The organism is Nonomuraea sp. H19 (assembly GCF_052068215.1).
Classification (GTDB): domain Bacteria; phylum Actinomycetota; class Actinomycetes; order Streptosporangiales; family Streptosporangiaceae; genus Nonomuraea.
The window spans coordinates 298,618-324,452 of record NZ_JBQHCV010000010.1 but is presented as its reverse complement, the minus strand read 5'-3'; the positions used below and the strand labels follow the sequence as shown (position 1 = coordinate 324,452).

The following is a 25,835-nucleotide window of genomic DNA, read 5'->3' as shown; positions in this document are numbered from 1 at the left end:
TGACCGGTTCGGGGGTACTTTGGGCACCTCCCGCTCGCGGAGACATAGCGCTAAAGCACGGAAGGATCAGGCCTTAGCTATTCATGGGTCTTGAGGATGTCCGAGACGAGGTGACTCGATGGGCTTGCCCCGATGCTGCTTTCCCTTCGAGGGCTTTGCGAACCGCCGCCTGGCGTTATTGGCCTGCCGGCCGAGCTTGAGAACTTTTCGCAAGAAATCGGCCATCTTTCCTGCTGACACCCAGTCAACGGCCGCCCATACACAGTCCTGCTTATTGCCATTTTTGCAGCTTACATAATCGGCAATGTACAGGTCATAGAGCAACGAGACTTCAGCTTTACTCTATCGGTCGCGATGTCGCCGGCGAGTTGGCGCCCGCGCTCGGTTCAGGTCAGCGAGCGCACGTCCGCGACGTCGTACTCGGCCACCGAGGCGCCGAGTATCGCAGCGCGTTGCGTGTCGCTGGGGCCGCTGCTGCGAAACGCCTCGACGGCCGTCTGCGACTCCCAGCGCTCGAAGACGTTGATACGGCCGACATCCACCAGGTCCGCGCTGATGGCGAAGTCGAGGCAGCCGGGTGCGCGGCGGGCCAGCTCAATGATGCCCACGCAGTCCGCGAGATAGCGCTCGCGCTGTTGCGGGTCGACGACGAGATGCCCCGCGACGATTACCATGTGCTGCTCCTCTGCCGGGTTCGAACTGACCGTTGCAGGCTATGACCGTCGACCGAGCTGGAACTCATCGGTGCGCCCACGCCGGACACGACGATCCTCCGCCGCGCCGGGGAGCCCCGCTGAGATGAGAGCACATCTGCTTGGCCGCATGCCCAGGTGGACCAATCGGCCCTTACTGTGCCCATCCCGGCCACCGTCTTCAACCCTGGGTCTCACCACATGAGAACGCTTCAGCCCTGATGGCATCCCCGTGCTGCATCCGTAGAACTTGCGGAAGTGGGTCGTCTCGTCGGCAGTTCTCCTGGATCGGGCCGGTGTCGTTACAGGCCGTGATCTTGTCGGCGGTAGGTTTGGCGGGTGGACTCCTCGGATGCGGTGGGCCAGGGTGAGCAGGAGTTCCTGGCAAAAGCCAGGAGCGGCGACGCGGCGGCGTTCGACCGGCTGGTGGTGGGTTATCGCAGGGAACTCGCTGCGCACTGCTACCGGATGCTCGGCTCGTTGGAGGACGCCGAGGATGCCCTGCAGGAGTCGCTGCTGAACGCCTGGCAGGGTCTGTCGGGCTTCGAAGGGCGCAGTTCGCTGCGGACCTGGCTGTACCGGATCAGCACCAACGTCTGTCTGCGGATGAGCACACGGCGGCCGCCACGGATCCTGTCGCCCGATTACGGGCCGGCCCGGCGCGACACGGCCGACCTCGGGGAGCCGGTGACCGGTCCGCTCTGGTTGGAGCCGTGGCCGGATGATGTGCCCGCCTCCGATGCCGATCCGGCGTCGCGCTATCTGCGGCGCGAGGGGGTGGAACTGGCCTTCGTCGCGGCGCTGCAGCATCTGCCGGGCACTCAGCGGGCGGTGCTGATCCTTCGTGAGGTGCTGGATTACTCCGCTGCTGAGGTGGCGCGGATCCTGGACACCACGCCGGCCTCGGTGAACTCGGCCTTGCAGAGGGCACGCAAGGCGGTTGAGGAGCGAGTACCGCCGGTAACCCAGCAGGCCGAGTTGGCCGCGCTCGGGGAGGCCGGGCAGCGGGAGCTGATCGAGGCTTTTGTGGCCGCGTGGGAGCGGGCCGACGTGGAGGCCCTGGTGTCGATGCTGGCCGAGGACGCCCGGTTCACCATGCCGCCGCTGCCGGCGTGGTTCGACGGACGTGAGGATGTCGGCCGGTTCCTGGTCGATCGGCTCTTCGCCACCGCGTGGCGGCTGGTGCCGGTCCGGTTCAATGGGCAGCCGGGCTTCGCCTGCTACCAGCAGGACCCCGGCGATCGGCGGTTCCGCCTGGGAGCGGTCAACGTGCTGACGTTGCGCGGCGGGCGGATTGCTGAGATCAGCGGGTTCGTCGACCCTGCGTTGATCGGCCGGCTTGGCCTGCCGCGGGAACTGCCGGAAAAGTCTTCGAACTGATTTTGCGCGGAGCGATGAATCCGGGGCGACCGATGTCTCTACCCGGGTGAAGCGTGCCGCATTGGCACGCCTTCGAGAGGAGAGAACCGATGCGCAAGCTGATCGTCGCCAACATCGTCTCGCTGGACGGCTACTACGAGGGTCCGGGCCGGGATGTCATGGCTCTGCCGTTCCACGAGGCCTTCGACGAGTACAACGCCGAGCGGCTGCGTGCCGCCGATACCCTGCTGCTGGGGCGCACGTCGTACGAGGGCTTCAAGAGCTACTGGCCGCGCGTCGCCGACGACACCGAGGCCAGGCCCGTCCTGCGGGAGATCTCCCGCCTCGACAACGCCATCGACAAGGTCGTCATCTCCGACAGCCTGACCCCCGAGCAGACGGCGCCGTGGCACAACACCCGCATCGTCAAGCGCTCTGCCGCGCACGAGCAGGTCGCCGAGCTCAAGAGCAGGCCGGGCAGGGACATCCTGGTGTTCGGCAGCCACACGATGTGGAACGACCTGCTGATCGCCGGGCTGGTCGACGAGCTGCACCTGATGATCGGATCAGCTCTCTTGGGCGCCGGTACGCCGGTGTTCGAGAGCGGCACGCCCGTGGCGCTGCGACTGCTGGAAGCCCGGACCATGGAGGGCGGGGAACTCGTCCTCCATCGCTACGGCGCCCGCGACTATCGCGGCTGAGACGCTCACCAGAACACCCAATGCCGTCCTCGTGTCCAATTTCGACTCAGGCACCTGTTGATCAATCCCAAGTGCTGTATGGCACGTCGATCTGGGACGAGCCCGCATAAACCATCCGTCAGCAGTTCTCCCGCTGAGGAGGCCACGTGTTCTCGTACTTCATTTCCGGCTACCGCCCTGAATGGTTAGTGGGGCGGGCGGACATCCAGGCCGTCCACGGTGAGCGGCTCGCCGCGCTCGCACTGGAGGAGAAGATGCTGGGCGATATCGGCGACGGGTGAATGTACGTCCCAGGCGAGGTCGTTTCCCATGCGGGCTTTCGCCAAGGGGCCTTTGCGTCGATCTTCGTCCCCTTCTGCGGCGCGAAGGGGGACGGAGAGGCGCCCGGCCATGAGTAGGGGTGTACTCATGACTGCGCGTGATCTTCCGGATACGTTCGCCGTACTTTCCGTTTCCGAGGGGGGAACATGCGTGTGTTACTTCGCGCGCTCGTCGCGTCGTTCCTGGTGCTGGCCTATCTCGGCACCGCTCCCGCCCAGGCCGCGACGGTGGACGTCACCGTCCACCTCTACCGGGTCGTCGAGCTCTCGTGCGATGAGGGTGTGGGCGAGGCCTGCGGTAACGACTACTATCCGAAGTTCAAGATCGGCAACGAGGAGTTGTGGGACGGCAGGGACGACTACTGCTGCGCCCACGGGTCCGACTTCCGCACCAACTGGGTGCACAAGGTCGCCGTCGACAGCTCGCAGAATTCCGTCCCCATTCATCTCGAGCTGTGGGACCAGGACGACCTGAGCCAGGACGACGTCATCCACTGGGCCAAGACGGGCGACTACCTGGACCTTTCGTTCAACCTGGACACCTGCGTGTTCACCGGCGGCAACCTCACCGAGCAGCAGGGGGCGGGCGTGCCGACGCTGGCGGGGGAGAGCGAGACCTCCGGGGAGGACTCCGCACGCGGCTACTTCACCATCACCACGCCGCACTGCCTCAACGTGGCCAGGGAGGCCGACAGCGACGGCGACGGCCTCATGAACACGTGGGAGACGCCGGGCCAGGGGCTCAACGTCAACGGGGGCGCGGTGGAGCTGCCTCTGGGCGATCCGCCGTACGGCGCCGTGCCGTACCGGAAGGACCTGTTCGTCGAGGTGGACGCGATGAACGGGCGGGCGCCGCAGAACGACGCGCTCGACGACGTCATCGCGGCCTTCGCCAAGGCGCCCGTCGACCCCTACCCCAATCCCGATCCCAACGCGCCACCCGGACAGAAGACCCTGTACCGCGGCGTCAACCTGCACGCGGCCGTCAACGAGAGCAATCTGCCGCTGGTGCCCAAGCTTCTCTTCGAGACGGACGGACCCAACGACCAGGACGACTTCAACGACCTCAAGTCGGGCAAGAAGAGCGCTCCCTGCGACGGCCACTTCGGTACCGTGGCCGATCGCACCAGCCCCAACTGCGCGGACATCCTGGCGGCCAAGCGCGAGGCGTTCCGCTACGCGGTCTTCGGCGACACGGTCGAGTACGACTCCACGACCGACGACGACAACAAGTCGTCGGGCATGGCCGAATGGTCGAACACCGCCCCGCGCGGCGGCAACGATCTCCTGGTGACGCTCCAGTCGTTCGGCGGCACGTCGACGACCGCCATCCAGGGCCGCAGGAATGCCGAGGCCGCCACGTTCATGCACGAGCTCGGGCACACACTCGGCCTGGGACACGGGGGCGACGACATCACCAACTGCAAGCCCAACTATCTCAGCGTGATGAACTACACCCTCCAGTTCGCCAACATCGACACCGACAGGCCGCTGGACTACTCCAGCACGGCCCGGGGCACCGCCTTCGGCGTCCTCGACGAGGAGCACCTCAACGAGACGAACGGGGTGGGCGGCACACCGAACCCCGGCCGCGACACCGTCTACGGCGTCGGCGGCAAACTGAGGCTGCGTACGGCCAACAGCTCCCCGCTCGACTGGAACGAGAAGAACGGCCCGAACGAGACCGACGTCAAGACCGACATCAACTTCATCGAGTCGATCGACCCGGCCAACGAGTTCGGCTGCAGCGCCGCCAGCGCCGACCAGCAGCTGGACGGCTTCGACGACTGGGCCAACATCCAGTACAACCCCCGGCTCAACGGCACGTTCTTCCTCGACGGCGCCCGGCCGGGAATGCCTCGGGAGCTCACCGAGAGCACGGTCCTGGCCATGTCGCAGAAGGCCGACCTCAAGGTCACCAAGACGGCCGACCAGGAAGAGGCGGCGGGCGGCGACACCGTCGGCTACACCGTGGCCGTGACCAACCTCGGCCCCGAGACGGCCAAGAGCATCCAGCTCACCGACACGCTGCCCGACGGCACCAAGCAGGAACGCTCCCTGCCCGACCTGGCCGCCGGCGCGGTCAACACGATCACGCCGAAGTTCACCTACCAGGTGCCGTGCGCGACGGCCGACGGCACGAAGCTCACCAACACCGTCACGGTGAAGGGCGTGGACGAAAAGGGCATCCCCGACCCGTACGTCAGCGACAACACCGCCGCGGCCACCACCACCGTGCACGCCCCGGTGCTGACGGCGAGCCTGACCGCGACACCCGCGGTCAACGCCGGTGAAGCGATCACCTACACGATCACCTACGCCAACACCGGTGGCGGCGCGGCCTCCGGCGTCACCGTCACCGCCACCCTTCCCGACGGCGTCTACTACAGCAAGGCTCTCGACCAGGGCAGCGGACCCAAGCCCACCACGGTGACGGGCGGCAAGCTCGCCTGGGACGTGGGCGCCCTCGCGGCCACGTCGGGTGAACGGACGATCGTCTTCACCGCCCGGCCCACGCTGCTGGCGCTGCCCGGTACGACCTACACCGCCGAGGTCTCGGTCGCCTACAAGAACACCACCGGCGCCTGCACCTTCGACCCGGTCAACGGTTCGGCCACCACGACGGTGACGGCCGTGCCGCCCACCCGCGACCCGGTCTCCAAGGGGTTCTGGAAGACCCACGACGAGCTGTGGACCGCCGAGTTCCTGGCCCGCGTCCAGGCTACCGACCAGCGCTACGACACCGACGAGAGCGGCGCTCTGTCGGCGGCCGAGATCACCACGGCCTTCCGCGGCCACAACGAGCCGAAGAGCGTGCTCGCCGAGCATCTGCTGGGCACGTACTTCAACGTGGCCACCCGGCGCATCAACGCCGGCACGGCGATCACGGAGCCGCTGCAGCTGGGCAACGTCCGCGGCGCCGCGCTCTACGCCCAGGAGACCCTGACCCTGCCGGTGGACTCCGGCACGGCCGCCCGCTACAGCGGGATCATCGCGATCCTGGACGACATCAACACCAACAAGATCGAAGTCTACTGACCGTCCGGTGAGAGGGCCGGGGTTCCGGCCCTCTCCGTCAGCGGGTTTCCACGGGCGGGCCGTTCCGCTTCCGGGATAGGCGGCCGGTGATGGCGGGGACCAGGCCCTGCGGCATGAACAGTACGACGACGATCAGGACGAGGGCGTAAACGGCGTACGACAGCACGCTCGGCGCGTACGACGGCATCCCCGGCAGGTTGGCCAACTGGTCGAGCCCCTGTACCAGCATCGTGATCGCGCCCGCCCCCACCACGGCTCCCCAGGTGGTGCCCAGCCCGCCGACCACGGCCATGACGATGTACTGGATCGAGATCAGCACCGGGAACGACCCCGGCGCCACGTACCCGGTATAGAAACAGTAGATGCCCCCGGCGAGACCGGCGAAGGCCGCCGACAGCGCGAACACCACCAGTTTGTAGCGGCCGACCGGGATGCCCGATGATGCGGCCGCGGTCTCGCTGGTGGCCAGTGCTCGGAGGGCGCGGCCGGGGCGGGAGGTGATGACGTTGTGGGTCACCAGCATCACCAGCGCCAGGCCCGCCCAGGTCATGTACGCGTACGCGGACGCACTCCCCACCTCGAACGAGCCGACCGAGAACTGCGGAATGGCCTGCAGGCCGATGTCTCCGCCGGTGATCTCCAGTTGGCCGGCGAGCGAGAGCAGGATGAGCTGCATGGCCAGAGTCGCGAACGCCAGGTGGTGGCCGCGCAGGCGCAGCAGCGGGGTGCCGATGACGAGTGCGAAGCCGGCGGCCACGACAGGGGCGGCCACCAGTCCGGCGAGGGGAGGGACGCCGTTCAACGCGAGCAGGGCGGCGGTGTAGGCGCCGATGGCGTAGAAGGCGCCCTGGCCGAGCGAGACCTGGCCGGCGTAGCCCATGAGCAGCGACACCCCGACCGTGACCATGGCGGCCAGGCCGAGCAGGATGTACACGGCCAGCGTGCTGTCGTCGAGCACCGCCGGCAGGGCGAGCGTGACGGCGGCGACCAGGAGTCCGGCCACGATCTTGATCATGTCCGCTCCTGCCCGAGCCCGCTCATGTCCACCTTCTGCGCAGGCCTCGTCACGTCGACTCCTGGGAGATCGCGGATCGGCGGCCGGCCTGGACGATCATGACGATCAGCATGAGGCCCAGTGCCACCTCCAGCTGGTGGGAGCCGTAGCCGTAGCCGGCGGCCATGGTCTCGGCCACGCCCAGCAGCAGCGCGCCGACCAGCGTGATCACCGGCCGGGTCAGCGCGCCGAAGACGGCCGCGGCGAAGCCGTTGACGATGAGCGTGACGTCCGTGTCGAACGAGATCGGCCGCAGCGGCGTCACGAGGACCCCGGCGATGCCGCCGAGCAGGCCGCCCAGCGCGAACGCCAGCAGGCCCATCCGCCGGACGTCGATGCCGACGACGCGGGCGGCGTACGGGTTCGACGCGCACGCCGTCAGCGCCTTGCCCAGGTAGGTGCGGCCGAAGAAGAGCGCGAGCAGGACGAAGGTCGCCGCAGTGACGCCGATGACCAGGAGGTGTTGTGTCTGGATACGGGCGCCGACCACGGTGACGGAGCCGGCCAGGCCGGGGGCGGAGCGCGGCTGGTCGCCCCACAGCACGATCTCCACCGCGTACGCCAGCACGCCCACGCCCAGCGTGACGATCAGCGACGAGAGCGGAGGGGTGTCCCGCTTGCCGATGGCGGCCAGGCCCGTCAGCAGGCCGGCCAGCGCCGCGACCAGGACGGCGGTCACCTCGCTCAGCCCGTGCGGGAATCCGAGGCCGAGCAGCGAGGAGGTGCTCAGCCCGGCCACGACCGCGAACGTTCCCTGCGCGAAGTTCACCACGCCCGTGACCCGGTGGATGGTGACGAGCCCGCTGGCGATGAGCGCGATCGCGCACCCGACCGCCAGGCCGTTGAGGAGGTAGGTGAGGAACGCGGTCATGTGATCGCCCCTCCCAGATACGCGCTGGCCACGCGCGGGTCGTCGGCCAGCTCCGCGCACTCGCCCTCGGTCACCAGCCGCCCGGACTCCAGCACGTAAGCCCGCCGGCACAGGTCGAAGGCCAGCCGGGCGTTCTGCTCGATGAGCAGCACGGTCAAACCCTGCGAGCGGTTCAGCTCGACGAGGTGTCCGGCCAGGTCGGCGGTCACGTTGGGGGCGAGTCCCAGGGACAGCTCGTCCACCACGAGCACGGAAGGGCGTGACATCATGGCCCGCCCGAACGCCACCATCTGCTGCTCGCCCCCTGACAGCACCCCCGCCCGCCGCGAAGCCAGCTCGGCCAGCCGGGGGAGCAGGTCGTAGGCGTACGCGGGGTCGTGGTCGCCGGAGCGCCAGCCGCCCAGCGCCAGATTGTCCGCGACCGACAAATCGGGAAATAGTTGGCGGCCCTCGGGGATCAGCGCCAGCCGGCCGCCGATCTCCACCGTGCCCGAGGTGGGCTTCGCCAGGCCGGCGAGGGTGTTGGCCAACGTCGACTTGCCCGCGCCGTTCGGGCCCAGCAGGGCGACCATCTCCCCCTTCCCGACCGTGAGCGTGACGTGCTCCAGCGCCGTCGCGCTGCCGTACGAGACCACCAGGTCCCTGACGTCGATCATGAGGCCGTTCCGAAGATCATGAGGCTTGTCCGAGGTAGGCGGCGAGTACCAGCGGGTCGGCGCGCACCTCGGCGGGCGGGCCGTCGGCGATGACCTGGCCGAGGTCGAGCACCACGATCCGGTCGGCGAGCCGGGTCACGAACGCCACGTCGTGCTCGATGAGCAGGATCGTCAGCCCGCCCGCGCGCAGCTCCTCCAGCAGCGCCGCCAGCCGCTCGCGTTCCTGGCCGCGCAGGCCGGAGGCGGGCTCGTCGAGCAGCAGCAGCCGGGGCTGGGCGCACAGGGCGCGGGCCAGCTGCAGGGCCCGCTGCTGGCCGATCGGCAGCCGGTCGGCGGGGCGGTCCGCCCACTCCGCGAGCCCCACGCGTTCGAGAGCCGAAGCGGCCTGGGCCGCGATCTCGCGCTCGTCGCGCCGGTGCCGGGGCAGCCGCAGCGCCGCCGACACGAAGCCCGCGCCGGTACGCCCGTGCATCCCCACCATGACGTTCTCCCTGACCGTCATGCCGCGGAACACCCGGGCCGCCTGGAAGACGATGGACATGCCGAGCCGGGCCCGCCGGTGCGGCGCGAGCCGGTCCACCCGGTGCCCGAGGAAGGAGATCTCGCCGCGATCGGCCGTCAAGTGCCCCGTGATGAGGTTGAACAGCGTGGACTTGCCGGCCCCGTTCGGCCCGATGATGCCGCAGACTTCGCCGTCCGCGACGGTCAGAGAGACGTCGCGGACGGCGTAGACGCCCCCGAAGGAGCGGGAGACCCCGGTGACCGCCAGCACCGGCTACCCCACCGCGGTGACGGTCTTGGTGAGCTGCTCCTTGGCCCAGTCGGTCGGGACGAACTTGCCGTCCTTGACCGTGTTGACCGAGATGAACTCGGGGGAGAGCCCGGAATGGTCGGTGGGGGAGTAGCGGAAGCGGCCGTTCGGCGTGACGAGGTCCATGGTCTCCAGGGCCTGCTGGATCTTGGTCTTGTCCGTGCTGCCCGCCTTCCTGATCGCCTCGAACAGCAGCAGGCTCGCGCTGTAGCCGTCCTGCGCGAACTGCGGCGGCGGATAGCCGTGCTTCTGCTGGTACGGCCCCGCCATCTGGTCGATGACCTGCTTCTGCTTGCCGGCGGGCAGGAATTCGCCGACGACGCCGATGGCGCTCTGCACGGTCATGCCCTCGGCGGCGCTGCCCATCGGCTCCAGCCACAGCTTGCTGGCCTGGGACGCGGTCAGGAACAGCGGCGTCTTGAGCCCCGAGGCGACGTACTGCTTGGCGGCCGTCACGCCGGGCGCGCCCGAGCCCCAGAACACCAGCGCCTCGGCCGCCGAGTCGCGCACGTGCTGGAACAGCGCGCTGAAGTCGGAGTTCGTGGTCTCGTACGGCTCGTCGAGGGCGATCTTCACGTTGTACTTCGGCGCCAGCGCGACCATGGACTTGTGCCCGGAGACCGAATAGGCGCTCTTGGAGTCCCACGCGACGGCGATGGTCTTGATGCCCTGGGCCTGGATGTACTGCAGGTAGCGTTCGGCGTACATGCTGGACAGGGCGGGCGTGACGAAGATGTACGACTTGATCGGCTCGACCTGCTCCTGCGCCGGCGCGAGCGACAGGTACGGCATCTTGTCGCGCTGCGCGAGCGGCTCGACCGCGAGCGCCGAGTTGGAGAACACCGGCCCGATCAACGCGTCGATCTCGCCCTTGATCTGGTTGTAGGCCACGATGCCCTGGTCGGGAGCGGTCTTGTCGTCGCGGGTGACCAGCTCCACCTTGCGGCCCAGCAGCCCGCCCTGCGCGTTGACCTGCTCGACCGCGAGCTCGACGGCCTTCTTGTCCTCGCTGCCGAGCGGCGTGTAGTTGCCGGTCAGGGAGACGATGAGGCCCACCTTGATCGGGTCCTGGGCGGATCCGCCGGCGTTTCCGCCGCAGGCGGCCACCGCGAGCACCAAGCATGCCAGGGACGGAAGAAGCCTGCGCATCAGGACCTCCAGGACCGCTATGTGGCCCTGAATGTAGGCAGCTATATTACGGCTGTCAATACTTTGCCCAACATCGGCGGGAGGGCGCAGTGCGGCCTCAATCGGTGGTTCTGACCTTTCTCGGAGATCACGTGTACGGCCGCGGGATCTGCGTGTCCTCGGGGAGCTTCATCGAGGCATTCACCAAGGTCGGGATCTCGGAGGATGCCACGCGCTCGGCGCTGACCCGGATGGTCCGCCGCGGGCTGCTGCGCCGCCAGCGCTCGGGCCGGCGCATGTACTTCGGGCTCACGCCGACGAGCACCCAGGTGCTCAAGGACGGCGAGCGGCGTCTCTGGCACAGCGGCGTCGTCAACGACGCGGACGAGGACCGGTGGACGCTGGTCGGCTTCTCGCTGCCCGAATCCTGGCAGCGGCAGCGGCACGAGCTGCGGTCGAGGCTGATCTGGGCCGGGTTCGGCCCGTTGCAGAACGGCCTGTGGATCGCTCCCGGCGAGGTGGACGCCGCGCGGGCGATCGGCGGTCTCGGCGCGAACGTGAAGGTGTTCGCCGCCGAGCCCAGATATCCCACCGACATGCACGCCCTGGTCAGGGACGCCTACGACCTGGACGGGCTGGGCGAGCGCTACCGGGAGTTCCTGCGGCGCTGGGACCAGGCCGATCCCGCGCCCGACGCGCCCGACGACCTGGCCCGCTCGCTGGTTCTGCTCACCGGCTGGCTGCAGATCATCAGGACCGATCCGCGGCTCCCGCTGCGCTATCTGCCGCACAACTGGCCGGCCGAGAAGGCCCAGCGGGTCTGCCACGCGTTGCACGAGCGGTTCAGACCGGAGGCGGCGGCGGTCGCGGAGCGGCTCATGGACGTCGTACCCGATGAAACTTGGGCAGAACAATGACAGCCATTGCATAGTGGCCTAACTTGATGGCTTGAGCGTCAAGGAGCACCGATGCGGAATCAGGGGCTTGGATCGTGGCCGGCACGCCGGGCCCGCATGACGCCCGAGCGGGTGGCGCTGTCCTGCCGCGGCCGCGCCCACACCTACGGTGACCTGCGGGAACGGACGTACCGGCTGGCCTCGGCGCTGGCCGATCTGGATGTGCGGCGCGGTGACCGCGTGGCCTATCTCGGGGCCAATCATCCCGCGCTGGTGGAGACGTTCTTCGCGGCGGGGCTGCTCGGGGCGGTGTTCGTCCCGCTCAACACCCGTCTGGCCCTGCCGGAGCTGCAATACATCCTCCAGGACGCCGGTGCGCAGATCGTGGTGCTGGGAGACGGTCAGGACGGCGCGGGACTGCCGGGCGGGCACATCTCGGCGAGCGGGTACGAGGCACTGCTCGAAGGGGGCTCGCCCGAGCCGATCGACGAGCCCGTGGGCCAGGACGACGTCTGCCTGATCATGTACACCTCCGGCACCACCGGACGCCCCAAAGGCGCCATGCTCACCCACGCCAACCTGACCTGGAACACCGTCAACCTGCTGGTCGACGTGCCGCTCGCGCACGACGAGGTGACGCTGATCAGCGCGCCGCTGTTCCACATCGCGGCACTGGCGCAGACGCTGATCCCGACCGTGCTCAAGGGCGGCCGGGCCATCCTGGAGCCGTCCTTCGACGTGGACGGGACGTTCGACCTGATCGAGACCGAGCGGGTCACGGTGATGTTCGGGGTGCCGTCGATGTTCGGCCTCCTCGCCCGGTCGCCGCGCTGGGCCGGGGCCGACCTGTCCAGCCTGCGGCACCTGCTGTGCGGGGGCGCGCCGGTGCCCAAGCCGCTGATCCGGATTTATCAGGATCGGGGGCTGACGTTCCTCCAGGGCTACGGCATGACGGAGACCGCCCCCGGCGCGCTCTTCCTCGGGGCCGAGCGCTCGATCGACAAGGCCGGCTCGGCCGGTGTGCCGTGCTTCTTCTCCGACGTCCGCCTGGTCAAGCCCGACGGTACGGAGGCCGCGCCCGGCGAGCCCGGCGAGGTGTACGTACAAGGCCCCAACGTCATGCCCGGCTACTGGCGGCGCCCCGAGGAGACCGCGAAGGTGCTCTCGCCCGACGGCTGGTTCCGCTCCGGCGACGTCGGCGTCGCCGACGAGGAAGGCTACGTGCGCATCGCCGACCGGCTCAAAGACGTGATCATCTCCGGCGGCGAGAACATCTACCCCGCCGAGGTCGAGAGCGTCCTGTACAGCCACGCCGCGGTCGCCGAATGCGCGGTGATCGGCGTGCCCGACGACACGTGGGGCGAGGTCGGCAAGGCCCTGGTCGTGCTGCGGCCGGACGCCACCGCCGAGGCCGGCGAACTGCTGAAACACCTGGACGGCCGGCTGGCCCGCTTCAAAATCCCGAAATATCTGGAATTCGTCCCCGAATTGCCCAAGAACGCCGCGGGCAAGTTGCTCAAAGCCCCTCTCCGGAAGGCGTACGGCTCGGGCTGAGCGGCTCCGCATCTGACGAGGAGTTGATCCGCAATGCGTACCTCACCACCTTTCCGCGCCGACCACGTCGGCAGCCTCCTGCGCCCGCCGGCCCTGCTGCGCGCCCGGGAGAGCTTGACCGGCGACGAGCTGCGGGAAGCCGAGGACGAGGCCATCAGGGAAGTCGTACGCAGGCAGGAGGAGATCGGCCTGCAGAGCGCGACGGACGGCGAGTTCCGGCGGGCCTCCTGGCACATGGACTTCATCTACCGGCTCGGCGGCATCGGCCAGGCCACCGACGAGCACATCACGGTGCGCTTCCACAACGAGCAGGGCGACATCGAGTTCACCCCGGCGGCGCTGCGCGTGCACGACCGGATCAAGCTGAAGCAGCCGATCTTCGCCGACGACTTCGCGTTCCTGCGCGACAGCGTGACCACAGCCGTGCCCAAGCTGACCATCCCCTCGCCGAGCATGGTCCACTACCGCGGCGGCCCCGCCGCCATCGACCCGAAGGTCTACCCCGACGTCGAGGAGTTCTGGCGTGACCTGAGCGGGGCCTACGCCGAGCAGGTCCGCAGGATCGGCGCGCTGGGCTGCACGTACCTGCAGTTCGACGACACGAGCCTGGCCTACCTCAACGACCCGGCGCAGCGGGCGGAGCTGGCCTCGCGGGGCGACGACGCCGAGCACATGCACCTGCGTTACATCAAGCAGATCAACGCGGCGCTGGCGGCCAAGCCGGCGGGCATGACGATCACCACGCACATGTGCCGGGGCAACTTCCGCTCCTCCTGGGCCGCCTCCGGTAGTTACGACTACGTCGCCGAGGCGCTGTTCGGGGAGCTGAAGGTGGACGGGTTCTTCCTCGAATACGACGACGAGCGGTCGGGTGGGTTCGAGCCGCTGCGGTTCGTGCCCAAGGGGAAGACGGTGGTGCTCGGGCTGGTCACGACCAAGCGGGGGGAGCTGGAGTCGAAGGACACGCTCAAGCGGCGCATCGACGAGGCCGCCAAGTTCATCGACCTCGACCAGCTCTGCCTGTCACCGCAGTGCGGGTTCTCCTCCACGGTCGAGGGCAACCAGCTCACGGCCGAGGAGCAGTTCGCCAAGCTCCGTCTGATCGTCGAGACCGCCCAGGAAGTGTGGGGCTGATGAGGCGAGGCGAGAGCCCGGGCGGCACCGGCCCGGGCTCTCGCGGAGCTCATCGGATGACGATGGTGGTGAGCGCCCGCGGCTGGAGCGTCACCGTACGGCCGGTCACGGGCGAGGGGGTGAGCGAATTGGCGGTGTCGGTCAGGTAGGCGGTGGCCCTCCCGCGCACGCCCTTCCACGTGACGGGCGCGGTCCCGGTGTTGAGCACCTCGATCACGCGGGAGCCGTCTTCGTTGCGGAACGCTGAAACTTTCAGCGCCGGGTCCGCCGCCGACGCGTCCAGCCGGACCGCGCCCGGCCGGATGAACCTGCTGTACGCCGCCAGCGCCCACAGCCGCTTGGACACCTTGTACGTCTTCGCGACATCGTCGAGCTGCACCAACGCCCTGGTCGTGCCGCGTGAGCCGCCCAGCCAGAAGATGTAGGCGCTGACGTCGCCGAGGGTGAGCGCGTCGTGGACGGCCTGGGCGATGGCGATGCCGTCGGAGCCGCTGCCGTCGTCCCAGGCCTCGTTCCAGGTGGAGCCGTTGGGGTTCCACTCGGACATCCAGGACTTCCTGCTGGTCGGCAGCGGGGCGTCCACGGGGCTGGCGTACGTGTGGCCGGTGTGGACCTTCACCCAGCGGCGGGCCTCGGGGTCGGCCTCGATCGCCGCCGTGTACGCCTTGGCCTGGTTCCAGCCGAAGGAGTCGCAGCACACCACGTTCACGCCCTTGGAGACCGGGCCGAGCACCTTGGCGAACTGGGCGGCCTGCTCCGGGGTGAAGCGCATGGACGCGTACGTGGCCGTCCAGTCGGGCTCGTTCGTGAACCCCAGATCGGTGATCTTGATGCCTTCCCGGGCGTAGAACTTCGTGTACGCCACCAGGTAGTCGGCATAGGCGCGCTGCCACTCGGGAAGCAGCGTGCCACCGTTCTTGTCGCTGCCGTTGTCCTTCATGTAGCCGGGCGCGCTCCAGGCGTCGGCGAAGAAGCGCTTCACCCCGTACGCCTTGGCCTCCTTGGCCACCCAGACCTGGCTGTTGTCGTCTCCGTCCCACACGTACTTGGGCGGGGCGTCCGGGCCGCCGGGGTTCTCCGGCTGGATGGAGACCATGTGGTCGTACGGGCTGCCCGCGGGGGAGGAGCCGATGCCGAGGCGCAGGATGCTGAGCCCGGCTCCCTTGTCACGGTCGAACCACAGGTCGAGGACCTCCCGCTGCTGTGTTTCCGACAGCGCCTTGAGCAACTCGTTGCGCCGGAACGCCTGGGAGATGCCGAAGCCGTCGATGTTCTGGTGCCTGACGTGCTCGTTGACCGTGATGGCCGGTGGCTCCGCCGCTTGTGCGGGGTGCATCGCCGGGAGTCCGAGCAGGGTGATCGCGACAACGCCTCGCAGCATGGAGCCTCCGAAAGTTTCGGGCAAGTGGCGATATGTTTCACCGATATTGCCGGAACCGTAAGCGCCGGAAAGCTCCGCCGTCAACACCTCAAGGCGCCCCCCGCTGGGAGAGGGCGCCTGGGACTCCAGGGTCAGCGCGTGGACTCGGCGCGCGACTTGATCGTCAGCAGCTGCCTGCGCATCGCCACGAAGTCGCTCAGATCCATCCGGGCGAGGTGGCCGGTGCCGCGCAGGCCGGGCTCGGCCCGGATCCGGACCCGGAACACCATCCGGGTCCGGTGGTCGTCGAGCTCGCGCAGGGCGATGGAGCAGGTGGTGGTGGCGTCCGCGCCGCGCTGGGTGAGCACGAGGGTGTGCGGCGGGTCCACCTGCTCCACGACGAACCCGCCGTCCGACGCGGCGTGCACGATGTCGCCGGTTTTCAGGACCTGAAGGCCCTCGTCGGGTTCCCCGGAGGTGCCGGGGGTGTAGCCGCCCAGCCGGACCACCCAGGGCCAGACGGCCGCGGGAGGAGCCTCGACGGTGACGGCCCGGGTCGCCCGGTACTGCGGGCTGCGGACGACGTCGTCACCGGGCATCTCGCCGTAGACCTCGGCGTCGTCGGCGCCCCAGCGGAGGTGCCACGGGCGTACCGCGAGCAGGTAGCCCGCCGCCGCCCCGGTCGCGAGCCTGAACACCGAGCGCGTCATCAACCGCGCCATGAACATCGCGTTCTCCTTCGTTGTGGGAGAGATCAGCGTCCGAAGCAGATGGTGCGGCCCGCGCGGACGCGGTCCGCCTTGTACGTGACCTGGTCGATGGTGGTCCCCTCGGAATCCACCAGGACGATGCTGTCGCCCCGGTTGCCGAGCCGCAGTGCCCCGTCGAGCGCCACCCGCAGCGTGGCGCCGCCCGCGAGGGGCCCGCCCAGCTCCTTGCGGCCGCCGGTGGCGTCCGACAGCCACCAGCCCGCGAGGTCGACCGTGCCCGGCGTGACGTTCAGCAGCGTGATGGACTCCTCGCCGCGATCGGCCCCCGCCGGGTCCGGCAGCGCCGCCACGATCAGCAGGTCGCCCGCGGTGACGAGCGGCGGCTCGACCGGCGCGCCGGGCGGCGCGGGGTCCGGGTTGAGGATGAACCGCTCCGGCCACACCGTCAGCCGGATCTCCTGCCCTCGGGCGTCGATCACGTCGTGCAGGTTGCCCCGCTCCAACTCGTCGAGCAGGAACAGCTCGTCGTCCCGGTGCACGGGGTCGGCCCGCAGCCAGGCGTCGAAGCCGTCGAAGTCGGGGAACCCCTCCGCGAGGTACGGCACGATCCGCCGGAACAGCTTGGGCCACATGACGAGCCGCTCGGCGGCGGCCAGGTCGGGGATGACGGCCGCGCCGTCGGGGTCGGCGGTCGAGCGCGGCCAGATGCCGCTGGTCAGCGCCTTGTTCCTGGCCGCCGTCGACACGTCGGCCAGATGCGTACGCAGCCCGGCGGGCAGCGTCGCGTAGAACGCCGGATAGACGAGCCCGGCGGCGAGCAGCGCGGCGTTCACGGACCCGTCGGCCAGCGGCTCGTCCAGGAACACGCGGGAGCCGTCCGGTCCCGGGTGGTCTCCCGCGAAGGCGAAGGCGATCAGCCGCCCGTTCGCGTCGATCCCGTTGGTGAGCACGTGCCCGCGGATCGTGTCCTGGTCGGCGGAGCGCACCTTGTTCGGCAGGTCGTCGAAGAAGACCACGTTCGTGAACCCGAGCAGGCGCAGCAGCTCGTCGCGCGCCGCCGTGGCCCCGGCGAGCTCCTGGTGGGACTCCTCGAAGTGGGTCTCCAGGGCGTCGATGGCCTCCAGGCGTACGGAGACGCCGCGGCGGTTGATGTTCGGGGGCCGGCCGGAGCGCCGCGGCAGCGCCTCGACCAGCGCGGGGGAGTCGGGCAGGAATTTGACGGTGTCGCCGTCGGGCTCGGGGCCCTGGCGGGGAAGGTCCGCGTACCGGATGACGAAAGAGCCGCGTAATAGCGTATAGCTCATGATTGCCCCCCATGTTGTGGCCAGCGGAGCGTAACTCGCGTTTGGGGCATCGTCTACGTACTAGGACAAATCAGCGATAGACCGCCACGGCCGCCTCCGCGACCAGCGTGTGGGCGACCGCGACCAGCTCGGTGACCTCGCGCGAGCTGGCGAGGGCGAGCTCGCGCAGCCGGCCGGCCAGCCGGCTCGCCGGCTGGTCGAGGTAGAGCTCGGCCTCCAACTGCAGCACGGCCACCAGCCCGCACAGCGCGGCGCACCGCGCGTCGGGCTGTTTCCAGCCCTCCACCGCGGCCCGCGCCCCCGAGGAGGCGCGGACGACCGACGCGATGTCGGCGAGCTGGTAACGCGTGTACGGCAGCACGCCCATCCTGCGCTTGGTCACCTGGACGAGCACCCCGGAGGCGACCAGGGCCTCCCGGGTCTGCTCGTAGGCGTGCTCCGCCGCCTTCTTGATCGGCGACCTGACGTCCCCGGGGTCCTTGGCGATGAGCGCGAGCAGCCCGTCGGCGATCGCGTCGCCGGTGCCGGAGCCCGGGGCGACGTGGCCGGAGACCGCGACCTGACCCCGGGCGACCGCGACGCGACCGTCCAGGGCCAGCTCGAGCAGCACCGCCGTGGCCAGCCCGAGCGCCATCGAGGACTGATGGATCAAGGACTTGCCGGACTGGTCGTGGGCGATGAGGAACAGGTCCTGGTGGAGCGGCAGCCGATTCATGGCGGCGTGGTGTCCTTTGCTCGCTACATACGGTCCATGCTCTGCAGGGCCGGGCGGCGGCCGAGGGCGTACAGGGTGATCAACACCACGATGCCGACGGCGAACCAGATCAGGCCCACCACCTGCGCCCAGACGTTGGCGTTGATCACCACGAAGATCAGGATCGCCATCCCGATCAGCGGCGCGAGCACGTGCGACCACAGGTCGTTCGAGCCGTTGCGCCACGCGTAGTGCACGATGACCGACACGTGCAGGACCACGAACGCGACCATGGCGCCCATGTTGATCAGGCTGCTGAGGAGTGCCACGCCGTCAGCGCGGTTGGCCATCCAGATCCCAAGGCCGACGGACAGCGCGGAGACCAGCATGATGGCGTTGGCCGGGACCGAGTGCCTGACCGACACCTTGGCGAGGAACGACGGCAGCTGCCGGTCGCGGGCCATCGCGTACAGCAGGCGCGAGACCGCGACCTGGGCGACCAGCGTGTTGGCCAGACCCCAGGAGAGCGCCGTGGCGGTCGAGGTGACATGCCTGAGCCACTCGCCGCCGGCGACCGCGGCCGCGTCGTAGAACGCGGTGCCGGTGTCCTGCTTCAGCAGCCCCGCGGGGTCGGGCACCAGCAGGGCGGCCACCCACACCTGGGTGATGAACAGCACTCCGGCCAGCCCCAGCGCCAGCCGCATGGCCCGCCCGACCTGCGCGGAGCCGCCGGTTGACTCCTCCACCAGCATGCTGATCCCGTCGAAGCCGAGGAACGACAGGACCGCGACCGAGACCGCGGCGAATATGATCGGCCACGAGAAGGTCTCCGGGTTGAACAGCGGCTCGAGGCTGAAGCCGCGGCCCTTGCCCTGGAGCAGCGCCCAGACGCCGACCAGCAGGAACAGCGCCAGCACGACCAGCTCGACGGCGATCATCACCCGGGTGAGCTTGACCGTCATCTTGATGCCGCGCAGGTTGATCGCCATGTTGACGGCGACGAACACGATCAGCCAGGCCCACACGGGCACCTGCGGGATGCTGGAGTTCATGGCGATGGCCGCGACCAGGTAGAGCAGGCACGGGACGAGGATGTAGTCCAGCAGCACCATCCATCCGGTCATGAATCCGACCGGCGGGGCGATGCCGCGGCCCGCGTAGTTGTAGACCGAGCCCGACAGCGGGAACGCCTTGACCATCTGCGCGTACGACGCCGCGGTGAACAGCAGCGCGATCATCCCGACGAGGTACGCCAGCGCCGGCATGCCACCCGACTGGTTGTAGACGAGGCCGAAGATCGCGAAGGGCGCGATCGGCACCATGAACACCAGACCGTAGAACACAAGGTCGGTCAGCCCGACCCCGCGACGTAACTCCTGCCGGTAACCGAACTGTTCGACGTTCTCCTGAGTGCGCACGACAGGCTCTCCATGTCGTCATGCGCCAAGGCGGGGGGTAACCGCCGGGCGCGGGCTGGGGGGTTCGACTCGGTGATCCTTCCGCAGCGCGGGGTCGCGTCGCAAGATGGTCAACCCAGTGATGTCCCACCCGAACCCCGTCACGCGCCGAACATGAGCCGAGCTCGCCGTTCCCGCCGGTTTCAGGCGCCCCGAGAACGGTCGAGGCGGTTTCCTGGAGTCAGCCGGTGGCGCGGAGGCGGGATTCCAGGCCGTCGAGGACCCGCTGGAGGCCGTATTCGAAGGCGTCCTCGTTGTCGTCGGAGATGTGGCCCGCGCGCTGCTCGGCGTATCGCGCCCGCAGCCGGGGGTAGTCCTGCACGGCCCGCTCGGCGGCCGGCCACAGGCGCTCGGCCCACTCCTGCTCGCTCTGCCCGCTGCGGGCGACCATGGACACCCAGGCCGCCTCGGTGGCGGCGACGCCCAGCACGTAGGCGGTGACGGTGTGCACGGCCCGGTCGGCCTCCGCGAGCGCGAAGCCGGCCGACTCGAACAGGGCCAGCATGAGCTCGGATCGCCGCAGCACGTTGGGCCCGAGGTAGGCCAGGCCGGTCTCGCCGAGCTTGGCGGCGATCCACGGGTGGCGCAGGAACGCCGCGCGCAGCTCATGGGCGATCTTCGTGACGGTGCCCCGCCAGCCGGCCGGATCGCCGATCTCGGGCAGCGTCACCTCGCCGTAGACCTCGTCCACGGCCAGCTCGAACAGCTCGTCCTTGTTGGCCACGTGCCGGTAGAGGGAGGTGGCGCCGGCGCCGAGCCTGCTGCCCAGGCGGCGCATGCTCAGGGCGTCGATGCCCTCCTCGTCGAGCAGCCGGATGGCCTCGGCCACGATGTGCTTCTGACTCAGCGCCGGCTGCTCCCGCTCCTTGCGCGGGCGCGCCCACACGGAGGGGAGCGGCTGCTGGTCTGCTGGCATGCGCCCACCCTAGCGGGTGCGTACGCTGTTCGCAATGGGGCACGCCGTACGCCGCCGTCGTCAGCGGTGCACGATCAGCCAGGTCGCGACGGCGGTCACGGTGTCGGAGCGGTTGCCGACGATGTGCGGGCGGCTGCACGGGAACGTGATCGAATCGCCCTTGGCCAGGGTGACGACCTCCGACTCGAACTCGATCGTCAGCTCTCCCGCCGTGACGGTGCCGACCTCGTACCCCTCGTGTTTGAGGAACTGCCCGTGGACGGTGGAGATCGCGCTCGGCGGGTACGTCGACTCGAAGAACTCCACGTCAGGCGTCGGCACCGGCGACAGCCTGCGGAACGTCACACCCCCGCTGAGCTCGATCGACGCGACCTCCCACGCCCGCCTGATCGCCAGGCCCGGCACGGCGGGGCCGGGGCGGAGGTGCGGCTCCTCGTCGCCGGGGGTGTCGAAGACCGCCGCCAGCGGCACGCCGATGGCCGAGACGTAAGCGATTAACCGGCTCACCGACGGGCGCAGTGTGCCGCGTTCGATCTGCGACACGGCGCTGGCCGAGATGCCGAGCTCCCGTGCCACCGCGCGCAGCGACTTGCCCGATTGCGTGCGGAGGTCGCGGAGCCGCTGGCCGAGGCGTTCGTTGCTGACCGCGTCGAGGTCCGTACGGCTCTCCATGTCCTCCACACCATATGTCACAAAGGATTAACACGACCGCAATTGCCGCCCCAAAAATCAAGGCATAGGTTAACAGGAAGTGTTAAGTGATCACTTAACACCCCTGGAGATGCCTACCCCCCAAGGATGCCGCAATGTCGGAACCCACCGCATCGATCACGCACGCGCCACCCCCGGCCTATGACCCTCGGCTCACCAATGAGGACCTGGCCCCGCTGAAGAAGCAGACCTGGTCGTCGTACAACATCTTCGCCTTCTGGATGTCCGACGTGCACAGCGTCGGGGGCTACGTGACGGCGGGCAGCCTGTTCGCGCTCGGCCTGGCGAGCTGGCAGGTGCTGTTCGCGCTGGTGGCCGGCATCGTCATCGTCAACGTCTTCTGCAACCTGGTGGCCAAGCCGAGCCAGGTCACCGGAGTGCCGTACCCGGTGATCAACCGCGCCGTCTTCGGGGTGCTCGGCGCGAACATCCCCGCCATCGTGCGCGGCCTGATCGCGATCGCGTGGTACGGCGTGCAGACGTACCTGGCCTCGCAGGCGCTCATCATCGTCTTCCTCAAGTTCTGGCCGGCCACGGCCGCGCTGAACACGCCGAGCTTCCTCGGCCTGTCGGCGCTGGGGTACATCTGCTACGCCATCCTCTGGGTCGCCCAGGCGGCGGTGTTCTGGCGCGGCATGGACTCGATCCGGCGATTCGTGGACTGGGCGGGACCCGCCGTCTACGTGGTCATGGTCGTGCTGGCCGTCTACCTGGTCAGCCAGGCGGGCTGGGAGAACATCAGCCTGGACCTGTCGCAGGGCGACAGCCTCGGGTTCGCCGAGTCGATCCCGGTGATGCTCGGGGCGATCGCCCTGGTCGTGTCGTACTTCTCCGGGCCGATGCTGAACTTCGGCGACTTCTCGCGCTACGGGCGGTCGTTCGAGGCCGTCAAGCGCGGCAACCTCCTCGGCCTGCCGGTCAACTTCCTGTTCTTCTCCATCCTGACGGTGATCACGGCCTCGGCCACGGTTCCGGTGTTCGGCGAGCTGATCACCGATCCGATCCACACGGTGGAGCGCATCGACACGCCGTTCGCGATCCTGCTCGGCGGCCTCACGTTCGTGATCGCGACCGTGGGCATCAACATCGTCGCCAACTTCATCTCCCCGGCCTTCGACTTCTCGAACGTCAGCCCGCAGCGGATCAGCTGGCGTGCCGGCGGGATGATCGCGGCGGTCGGGTCCGTGGTGCTCACGCCGTGGAACTGGTACAGCAACCCCGACGCCATCCACTACACGCTCGGCCTGCTCGGCGCGCTCATCGGGCCGCTGTTCGGAATCCTGATCGCCGGCTACTACATCTGCGCACGGCAGCGGGTGGCCGTGGACGAGCTGTTCACGCTGGACCAGGGCGGCCGCTACTGGTTCCGCAAGGGCTACAACCCCAACGCGATCTGGGCCACCGTCGCGGCCGGCGTGCCCGCCATCGCCTCCGTGCTGGTGCCGAAAATGCTGCTCGACCTGGGCGTCACGGCCACGAACCTGACGTGGATCGCCGACTACAGCTGGTTCATCGGCTGCGGGCTCGGCTTCGTGGCGCTGATGGTCCTGGAACGGCGCTCTCCCCGGATCACCGCCGCATGACGCACGTCAAAGTGATCAACCCGAACACCGCCCTGGCCATGACCGATTCCATCGGTCGCTGCGCCAGGGCGGTGGCGTCCCCGTCGACCGTCGTCACCGCCGTCAGCCCGAGCATGGGCCCGGAGTCGATCGAGAGCCACTACGACGAGGCGCTGGCCGTGCCGGGGGTGCTGGCCGAGATCGCGGCGGGCGAGCGCGACGGCGTGGACGGGTACGTCATCGCCTGCTTCGGCGACCCGGGGCTGGACGCCGCCCGCGAGCTGGCCACCGGCCCCGTGATCGGGATCGCGGAGGCCGCCATGCACGCCGCCACGCTGGTCGGCCGGAGTTTCAGCGTCGTCACGACCCTGTCCAGGACCGTGGGCACGGCCTGGGATCTCGCCCGCCGGTACGGCTTCGCCGCCGCCTGCCGGGGCGTGCACGCCTGCGACATCCCGGTCCTCGACCTCGAAGACCCGGCGGCCCGTAAGGAGGTGACGGAGTTGTGCGTGACGGCCGTCGAGCGTGACGGCTGCGACTCGTTGGTGCTGGGCTGCGCGGGCATGGCGGAGTTCGCCGCCGAGGTGTCGCGGGAGACGGGTGTGCCGGTCATCGACGGGGTGACCGTCGCCACCAAGCTCGTCGAGTCGCTGGTCGCGCTCGGGCTGCGGACGAGCAAGCGCGGAGAGTACGCCCGGCCGGGGGCGAAACGCTATACGGGTTTACTGCGCGATTTCACGATCTGACCGAAATATCTTGACGCCTCCGCAGGTGGGAGTTACCGTCGTCTCATAATTAAAAGGAAACTTTCCTAATGGTTTCCTGGCATCCCGCTTCCCGTTCGCCCCCCAACCGGATGTCGGAGCATCATGAGACACACGATCCTGAGCAAGGTCCTCGCCTGCCTGGCGGCCTTGGTGCTGCCCCTCACCGCCGCGGTCGTCGCCCCGCCCGCCTACGGATCCGCCACGGTCGCCTTAGCCGACTGGGCACCGTGGACGGCGTACGCGACCGGCGCGCGCGTCACGTACAACGGCGTCGAGTACGAATGCATCCAAGCCCACACCTCCCAGCCCGGCTGGGAGCCGCCGAACGTACCGGCACTGTGGAAGCCGGCGACCGGCGGCGGCACCGACACCAGCCCGCCGACCGTCCCCGGCAATCTCCGCTCTACCGGTGTCACCAGCGGCAGCGTCACTTTGGCCTGGAACGCCTCCTCCGACAATGTCGGCGTGCCCGGCTATGAGGTCTATAGGGGCGGCACGCTGGTCGCCACGGTCACCGGCACCACTCACACCGACAGCGGCTTGAGCGCCAGTACGGCTTACACCTACACCGTCCGCGCTCGCGACGCCGCCGGAAACCGCTCCGCCGGCAGCAACTCCGTCACCGCCACCACGACGGGCGGCGGCACCGACACCAGCCCGCCGACCGTCCCCGGCAACCTCCGCTCTACCGGTGTCACCAGCGGCAGCGTCACTTTGGCCTGGAACGCCTCCAGCGACAATGTCGGCGTGACCGGCTATGAGGTCTATAGGGGCGGCACGCTGGTCGCCACGGTCACCGGCACCACTCACACCGACAGCGGCTTGAGCGCCAGTACGGCTTACACCTACACCGTCCGCGCTCGCGACGCCGCCGGAAACCGCTCCGCCGGCAGCAACTCCGTCACCGCCACCACGACGGGCGGCGGAGGCGGCGGGAAGAAGGTGCTCGGATACTTCGTCCAGTGGGGCGTCTACCAGCGCGGTTACCACGTCAAGAACATCGACACCAGCGGCTCGGCGGCCAAGCTGACGCACATCAACTACGCCTTCGGCAACGTGCAGAACGGGCAGTGCACCATCGGCGACTCCTACGCCGACTACGACCGCTTCTACCAGGCGGGCGAGAGCGTGGACGGCGTCGCCGACACCTGGGACGCCGGCGCCCTGCGCGGCAGCTTCAACCAGCTGCGCAAGCTCAAGAAGAAGCACCCGAACCTGAAGGTGCTGTTCTCCTTCGGCGGCTGGACCTGGTCGGGCGGCTTCACCCAGGCCGCGCAGAACCCGGCCGCGTTCGCCGACTCCTGCTACCGCCTGGTCGAGGACCCGCGCTGGGCGGACGTCTTCGACGGCATCGACATCGACTGGGAATACCCGAACGCCTGCGGCCTGACCTGCGACAGCAGCGGCCCGGCCGCCTTCAGGAACCTCATGTCGGCGCTGCGCTCCCGCTTCGGCTCCGGCAACCTGGTCACCGCGGCCATCACCGCCGACGGCACCAGCGGCGGCAAGATCGACGCCGCCGACTACGCCGGCGCGGCCCAGTACATCGACTGGTACAACGTCATGACTTACGACTACTTCGGAGCCTTTGCGCCGCAGGGACCGACGGCCCCGCACTCGCCGCTCACCTCCTACGCCGGCATCCCGACCGCCGGGTTCTACTCCGACAACGCGATCCAGAAGCTCAAGAGCAAGGGCGTGCCGGCGAGCAAGCTGCTGCTCGGCATCGGCTTCTACGGCCGCGGCTGGGCCGGGGTCACCCAGGCCGCGCCGGGCGGCACGGCCACGGGAGCGGCGCCGGGGACGTACGAACAGGGCATCGAGGACTACAAGGTGCTCAAGACCCGCTGCCCGGCCACCGGCACCGTCGCGGGCACGGCGTACGCCTTCTGCGGCAACCAGTGGTGGAGCTACGACACGCCGGCCACGATCGGCGGCAAGATGAGCTACTCCAAGAACCAGGGCCTCGGCGGCGCCTTCTTCTGGGAGCTCAGCGGTGACACCACGAACGCCGAACTGCTCACGGCCATGAGGAACGGCCTGGGCTGACGTTCACCCGAAAGGGCCGGCCCTCGCCGGGGCCGGCCCTCTTCGCCATGCACCCGTAAGGGGTGCTCCCGCGCCCACCTGCGGCGTGCC

23 protein-coding genes are annotated in these 25,835 nt (G+C 69.0%); 10 read left to right on the top strand and 13 right to left on the bottom strand.

What is annotated here, in order from left to right; translation table 11 throughout:
* Positions 1-386: 386 nt before the first annotated feature.
* Positions 387-674, bottom strand: a complete 288-nt coding sequence (locus ACTMTI_RS24155; protein WP_441122765.1) for a putative quinol monooxygenase — start codon at positions 672-674, stop codon at positions 387-389.
* A 357-nt stretch (positions 675-1,031) separates the two neighbouring features.
* Here ACTMTI_RS24155 and ACTMTI_RS24150 point away from each other — a divergent pair, with 357 nt between their 5' ends.
* From ACTMTI_RS24150 to ACTMTI_RS24135, 4 genes are all read left to right on the top strand, one after another.
* Positions 1,032-2,072 (top strand): sigma-70 family RNA polymerase sigma factor, encoded by a 1,041-nt coding sequence (locus tag ACTMTI_RS24150; RefSeq protein WP_441122764.1) that lies wholly within the window; start codon positions 1,032-1,034, stop codon positions 2,070-2,072.
* Between the two features lie 89 nt (positions 2,073-2,161).
* Entirely contained in the window at positions 2,162-2,752 is a 591-nt protein-coding gene (locus tag ACTMTI_RS24145) for a dihydrofolate reductase family protein (RefSeq protein WP_441122763.1), read from the top strand.
* Positions 2,753-2,898: 146 nt separating this feature from the next.
* Complete coding sequence (locus tag ACTMTI_RS24140; protein WP_441122762.1) at positions 2,899-3,033, top strand: hypothetical protein; 135 nt, start codon at positions 2,899-2,901, stop codon at positions 3,031-3,033.
* Between the two features lie 186 nt (positions 3,034-3,219).
* On the top strand, positions 3,220-6,111 hold the full coding sequence (locus ACTMTI_RS24135; RefSeq protein ID WP_441122761.1) for a DUF7507 domain-containing protein: 2,892 nt from the start codon (positions 3,220-3,222) through the stop codon (positions 6,109-6,111).
* A 37-nt stretch (positions 6,112-6,148) separates the two neighbouring features.
* On the opposite strand, the gene ACTMTI_RS24130 is transcribed toward ACTMTI_RS24135, so the two are convergent.
* Genes ACTMTI_RS24130 through ACTMTI_RS24110 form a run of 5 tightly spaced genes read right to left on the bottom strand, consistent with a single transcriptional unit; the run spans position 6,149 to position 10,652 of the window.
* Positions 6,149-7,126 carry a branched-chain amino acid ABC transporter permease gene (locus ACTMTI_RS24130; RefSeq protein WP_441122760.1) on the bottom strand — a complete coding sequence of 326 codons (978 nt, stop codon included), beginning with the start codon at positions 7,124-7,126 and terminating at the stop codon, positions 6,149-6,151.
* A gap of 49 nt (positions 7,127-7,175) precedes the next feature.
* Positions 7,176-8,036: a branched-chain amino acid ABC transporter permease gene (locus ACTMTI_RS24125; protein WP_441122759.1), complete on the bottom strand. Its 861-nt coding sequence runs from the start codon at positions 8,034-8,036 to the stop codon at positions 7,176-7,178.
* Positions 8,033-8,692: an ABC transporter ATP-binding protein gene (locus ACTMTI_RS24120; protein ID WP_441122758.1), complete on the bottom strand. Its 660-nt coding sequence runs from the start codon at positions 8,690-8,692 to the stop codon at positions 8,033-8,035. The genes ACTMTI_RS24125 and ACTMTI_RS24120 overlap by 4 nt, the downstream gene beginning before the upstream one ends.
* 16 nt (positions 8,693-8,708) lie before the next feature.
* On the bottom strand, positions 8,709-9,464 hold the full coding sequence (locus tag ACTMTI_RS24115; RefSeq protein ID WP_441122757.1) for an ABC transporter ATP-binding protein: 756 nt from the start codon (positions 9,462-9,464) through the stop codon (positions 8,709-8,711).
* Between the two features lie 3 nt (positions 9,465-9,467).
* Positions 9,468-10,652: an ABC transporter substrate-binding protein gene (locus ACTMTI_RS24110; RefSeq protein ID WP_441122756.1), complete on the bottom strand. Its 1,185-nt coding sequence runs from the start codon at positions 10,650-10,652 to the stop codon at positions 9,468-9,470.
* 104 nt (positions 10,653-10,756) lie between these two features.
* Here ACTMTI_RS24110 and ACTMTI_RS24105 point away from each other — a divergent pair, with 104 nt between their 5' ends.
* Genes ACTMTI_RS24105 through ACTMTI_RS24095 form a run of 3 tightly spaced genes read left to right on the top strand, consistent with a single transcriptional unit; the run spans position 10,757 to position 14,215 of the window.
* A complete protein-coding gene (locus ACTMTI_RS24105; RefSeq protein ID WP_441122755.1) occupies positions 10,757-11,548 on the top strand; it encodes a PaaX family transcriptional regulator in 792 nt (263 codons plus the stop codon).
* 51 nt (positions 11,549-11,599) lie between these two features.
* Entirely contained in the window at positions 11,600-13,081 is a 1,482-nt protein-coding gene (locus ACTMTI_RS24100) for an acyl-CoA synthetase (protein ID WP_441122754.1), read from the top strand.
* 33 nt (positions 13,082-13,114) lie between these two features.
* Positions 13,115-14,215: a 5-methyltetrahydropteroyltriglutamate--homocysteine S-methyltransferase gene (locus tag ACTMTI_RS24095; protein WP_441122753.1), complete on the top strand. Its 1,101-nt coding sequence runs from the start codon at positions 13,115-13,117 to the stop codon at positions 14,213-14,215.
* A gap of 49 nt (positions 14,216-14,264) precedes the next feature.
* Here ACTMTI_RS24095 and ACTMTI_RS24090 read toward each other — a convergent pair whose 3' ends face one another.
* The 7 genes from ACTMTI_RS24090 to ACTMTI_RS24060 all read right to left on the bottom strand — a co-directional run bounded on the left by ACTMTI_RS24090 (position 14,265) and on the right by ACTMTI_RS24060 (position 21,328).
* A complete protein-coding gene (locus ACTMTI_RS24090; RefSeq protein WP_441122752.1) occupies positions 14,265-15,596 on the bottom strand; it encodes a glycoside hydrolase family 30 protein in 1,332 nt (443 codons plus the stop codon).
* Positions 15,597-15,727: 131 nt separating this feature from the next.
* The gene (locus ACTMTI_RS24085) at positions 15,728-16,297 is read right to left on the bottom strand and encodes a hypothetical protein (protein WP_441122751.1); all 570 of its coding nucleotides are present in this window, start codon (positions 16,295-16,297) and stop codon (positions 15,728-15,730) included.
* Between the two features lie 32 nt (positions 16,298-16,329).
* Positions 16,330-17,589, bottom strand: coding sequence for a lamin tail domain-containing protein (locus ACTMTI_RS24080; RefSeq protein ID WP_441122750.1), 1,260 nt, complete (start codon positions 17,587-17,589; stop codon positions 16,330-16,332).
* Positions 17,590-17,659: 70 nt separating this feature from the next.
* Positions 17,660-18,304 carry a GOLPH3/VPS74 family protein gene (locus ACTMTI_RS24075; RefSeq protein ID WP_441122749.1) on the bottom strand — a complete coding sequence of 215 codons (645 nt, stop codon included), beginning with the start codon at positions 18,302-18,304 and terminating at the stop codon, positions 17,660-17,662.
* A 23-nt stretch (positions 18,305-18,327) separates the two neighbouring features.
* Positions 18,328-19,701, bottom strand: a complete 1,374-nt coding sequence (locus ACTMTI_RS24070; protein WP_441122748.1) for an APC family permease — start codon at positions 19,699-19,701, stop codon at positions 18,328-18,330.
* A 220-nt stretch (positions 19,702-19,921) separates the two neighbouring features.
* Positions 19,922-20,656 carry a TetR/AcrR family transcriptional regulator gene (locus ACTMTI_RS24065; RefSeq protein ID WP_441122747.1) on the bottom strand — a complete coding sequence of 245 codons (735 nt, stop codon included), beginning with the start codon at positions 20,654-20,656 and terminating at the stop codon, positions 19,922-19,924.
* A gap of 60 nt (positions 20,657-20,716) precedes the next feature.
* Positions 20,717-21,328, bottom strand: coding sequence for a helix-turn-helix domain-containing protein (locus tag ACTMTI_RS24060; RefSeq protein ID WP_441122746.1), 612 nt, complete (start codon positions 21,326-21,328; stop codon positions 20,717-20,719).
* 134 nt (positions 21,329-21,462) lie between these two features.
* Between ACTMTI_RS24060 and ACTMTI_RS24055 the strand changes: the two genes are divergently transcribed.
* From ACTMTI_RS24055 to ACTMTI_RS24045, 3 genes are all read left to right on the top strand, one after another.
* Positions 21,463-22,950: an NCS1 family nucleobase:cation symporter-1 gene (locus ACTMTI_RS24055; protein WP_441122745.1), complete on the top strand. Its 1,488-nt coding sequence runs from the start codon at positions 21,463-21,465 to the stop codon at positions 22,948-22,950.
* Positions 22,947-23,675: an aspartate/glutamate racemase family protein gene (locus ACTMTI_RS24050; protein WP_441122744.1), complete on the top strand. Its 729-nt coding sequence runs from the start codon at positions 22,947-22,949 to the stop codon at positions 23,673-23,675. Before ACTMTI_RS24055 ends, ACTMTI_RS24050 begins: the two co-directional genes overlap by 4 nt.
* A 123-nt stretch (positions 23,676-23,798) precedes the next feature.
* On the top strand, positions 23,799-25,745 hold the full coding sequence (locus ACTMTI_RS24045; RefSeq protein WP_441122743.1) for a glycosyl hydrolase family 18 protein: 1,947 nt from the start codon (positions 23,799-23,801) through the stop codon (positions 25,743-25,745).
* Positions 25,746-25,835: the final 90 nt, after the last annotated feature.

Coding starts and splice junctions, on each gene's coding strand:
- ACTMTI_RS24055 (WP_441122745.1), top strand. CDS start 21,463: ATGTCGGAACCCACCGCATCGATCACGCACGCGCCACCCCCGGCCTAT.
- ACTMTI_RS24130 (WP_441122760.1), bottom strand. CDS start 7,126: ATGATCAAGATCGTGGCCGGACTCCTGGTCGCCGCCGTCACGCTCGCC.
- ACTMTI_RS24085 (WP_441122751.1), bottom strand. CDS start 16,297: ATGGCGCGGTTGATGACGCGCTCGGTGTTCAGGCTCGCGACCGGGGCG.
- ACTMTI_RS24060 (WP_441122746.1), bottom strand. CDS start 21,328: ATGGAGAGCCGTACGGACCTCGACGCGGTCAGCAACGAACGCCTCGGC.
- ACTMTI_RS24095 (WP_441122753.1), top strand. CDS start 13,115: ATGCGTACCTCACCACCTTTCCGCGCCGACCACGTCGGCAGCCTCCTG.
- ACTMTI_RS24045 (WP_441122743.1), top strand. CDS start 23,799: ATGAGACACACGATCCTGAGCAAGGTCCTCGCCTGCCTGGCGGCCTTG.
- ACTMTI_RS24050 (WP_441122744.1), top strand. CDS start 22,947: ATGACGCACGTCAAAGTGATCAACCCGAACACCGCCCTGGCCATGACC.
- ACTMTI_RS24110 (WP_441122756.1), bottom strand. CDS start 10,652: ATGCGCAGGCTTCTTCCGTCCCTGGCATGCTTGGTGCTCGCGGTGGCC.
- ACTMTI_RS24135 (WP_441122761.1), top strand. CDS start 3,220: ATGCGTGTGTTACTTCGCGCGCTCGTCGCGTCGTTCCTGGTGCTGGCC.
- ACTMTI_RS24155 (WP_441122765.1), bottom strand. CDS start 674: ATGGTAATCGTCGCGGGGCATCTCGTCGTCGACCCGCAACAGCGCGAG.
- ACTMTI_RS24065 (WP_441122747.1), bottom strand. CDS start 20,656: ATGCCAGCAGACCAGCAGCCGCTCCCCTCCGTGTGGGCGCGCCCGCGC.
- ACTMTI_RS24120 (WP_441122758.1), bottom strand. CDS start 8,692: ATGATCGACGTCAGGGACCTGGTGGTCTCGTACGGCAGCGCGACGGCG.
- ACTMTI_RS24090 (WP_441122752.1), bottom strand. CDS start 15,596: ATGCTGCGAGGCGTTGTCGCGATCACCCTGCTCGGACTCCCGGCGATG.
- ACTMTI_RS24080 (WP_441122750.1), bottom strand. CDS start 17,589: ATGAGCTATACGCTATTACGCGGCTCTTTCGTCATCCGGTACGCGGAC.
- ACTMTI_RS24125 (WP_441122759.1), bottom strand. CDS start 8,036: ATGACCGCGTTCCTCACCTACCTCCTCAACGGCCTGGCGGTCGGGTGC.
- ACTMTI_RS24075 (WP_441122749.1), bottom strand. CDS start 18,304: ATGAATCGGCTGCCGCTCCACCAGGACCTGTTCCTCATCGCCCACGAC.
- ACTMTI_RS24100 (WP_441122754.1), top strand. CDS start 11,600: ATGCGGAATCAGGGGCTTGGATCGTGGCCGGCACGCCGGGCCCGCATG.
- ACTMTI_RS24145 (WP_441122763.1), top strand. CDS start 2,162: ATGCGCAAGCTGATCGTCGCCAACATCGTCTCGCTGGACGGCTACTAC.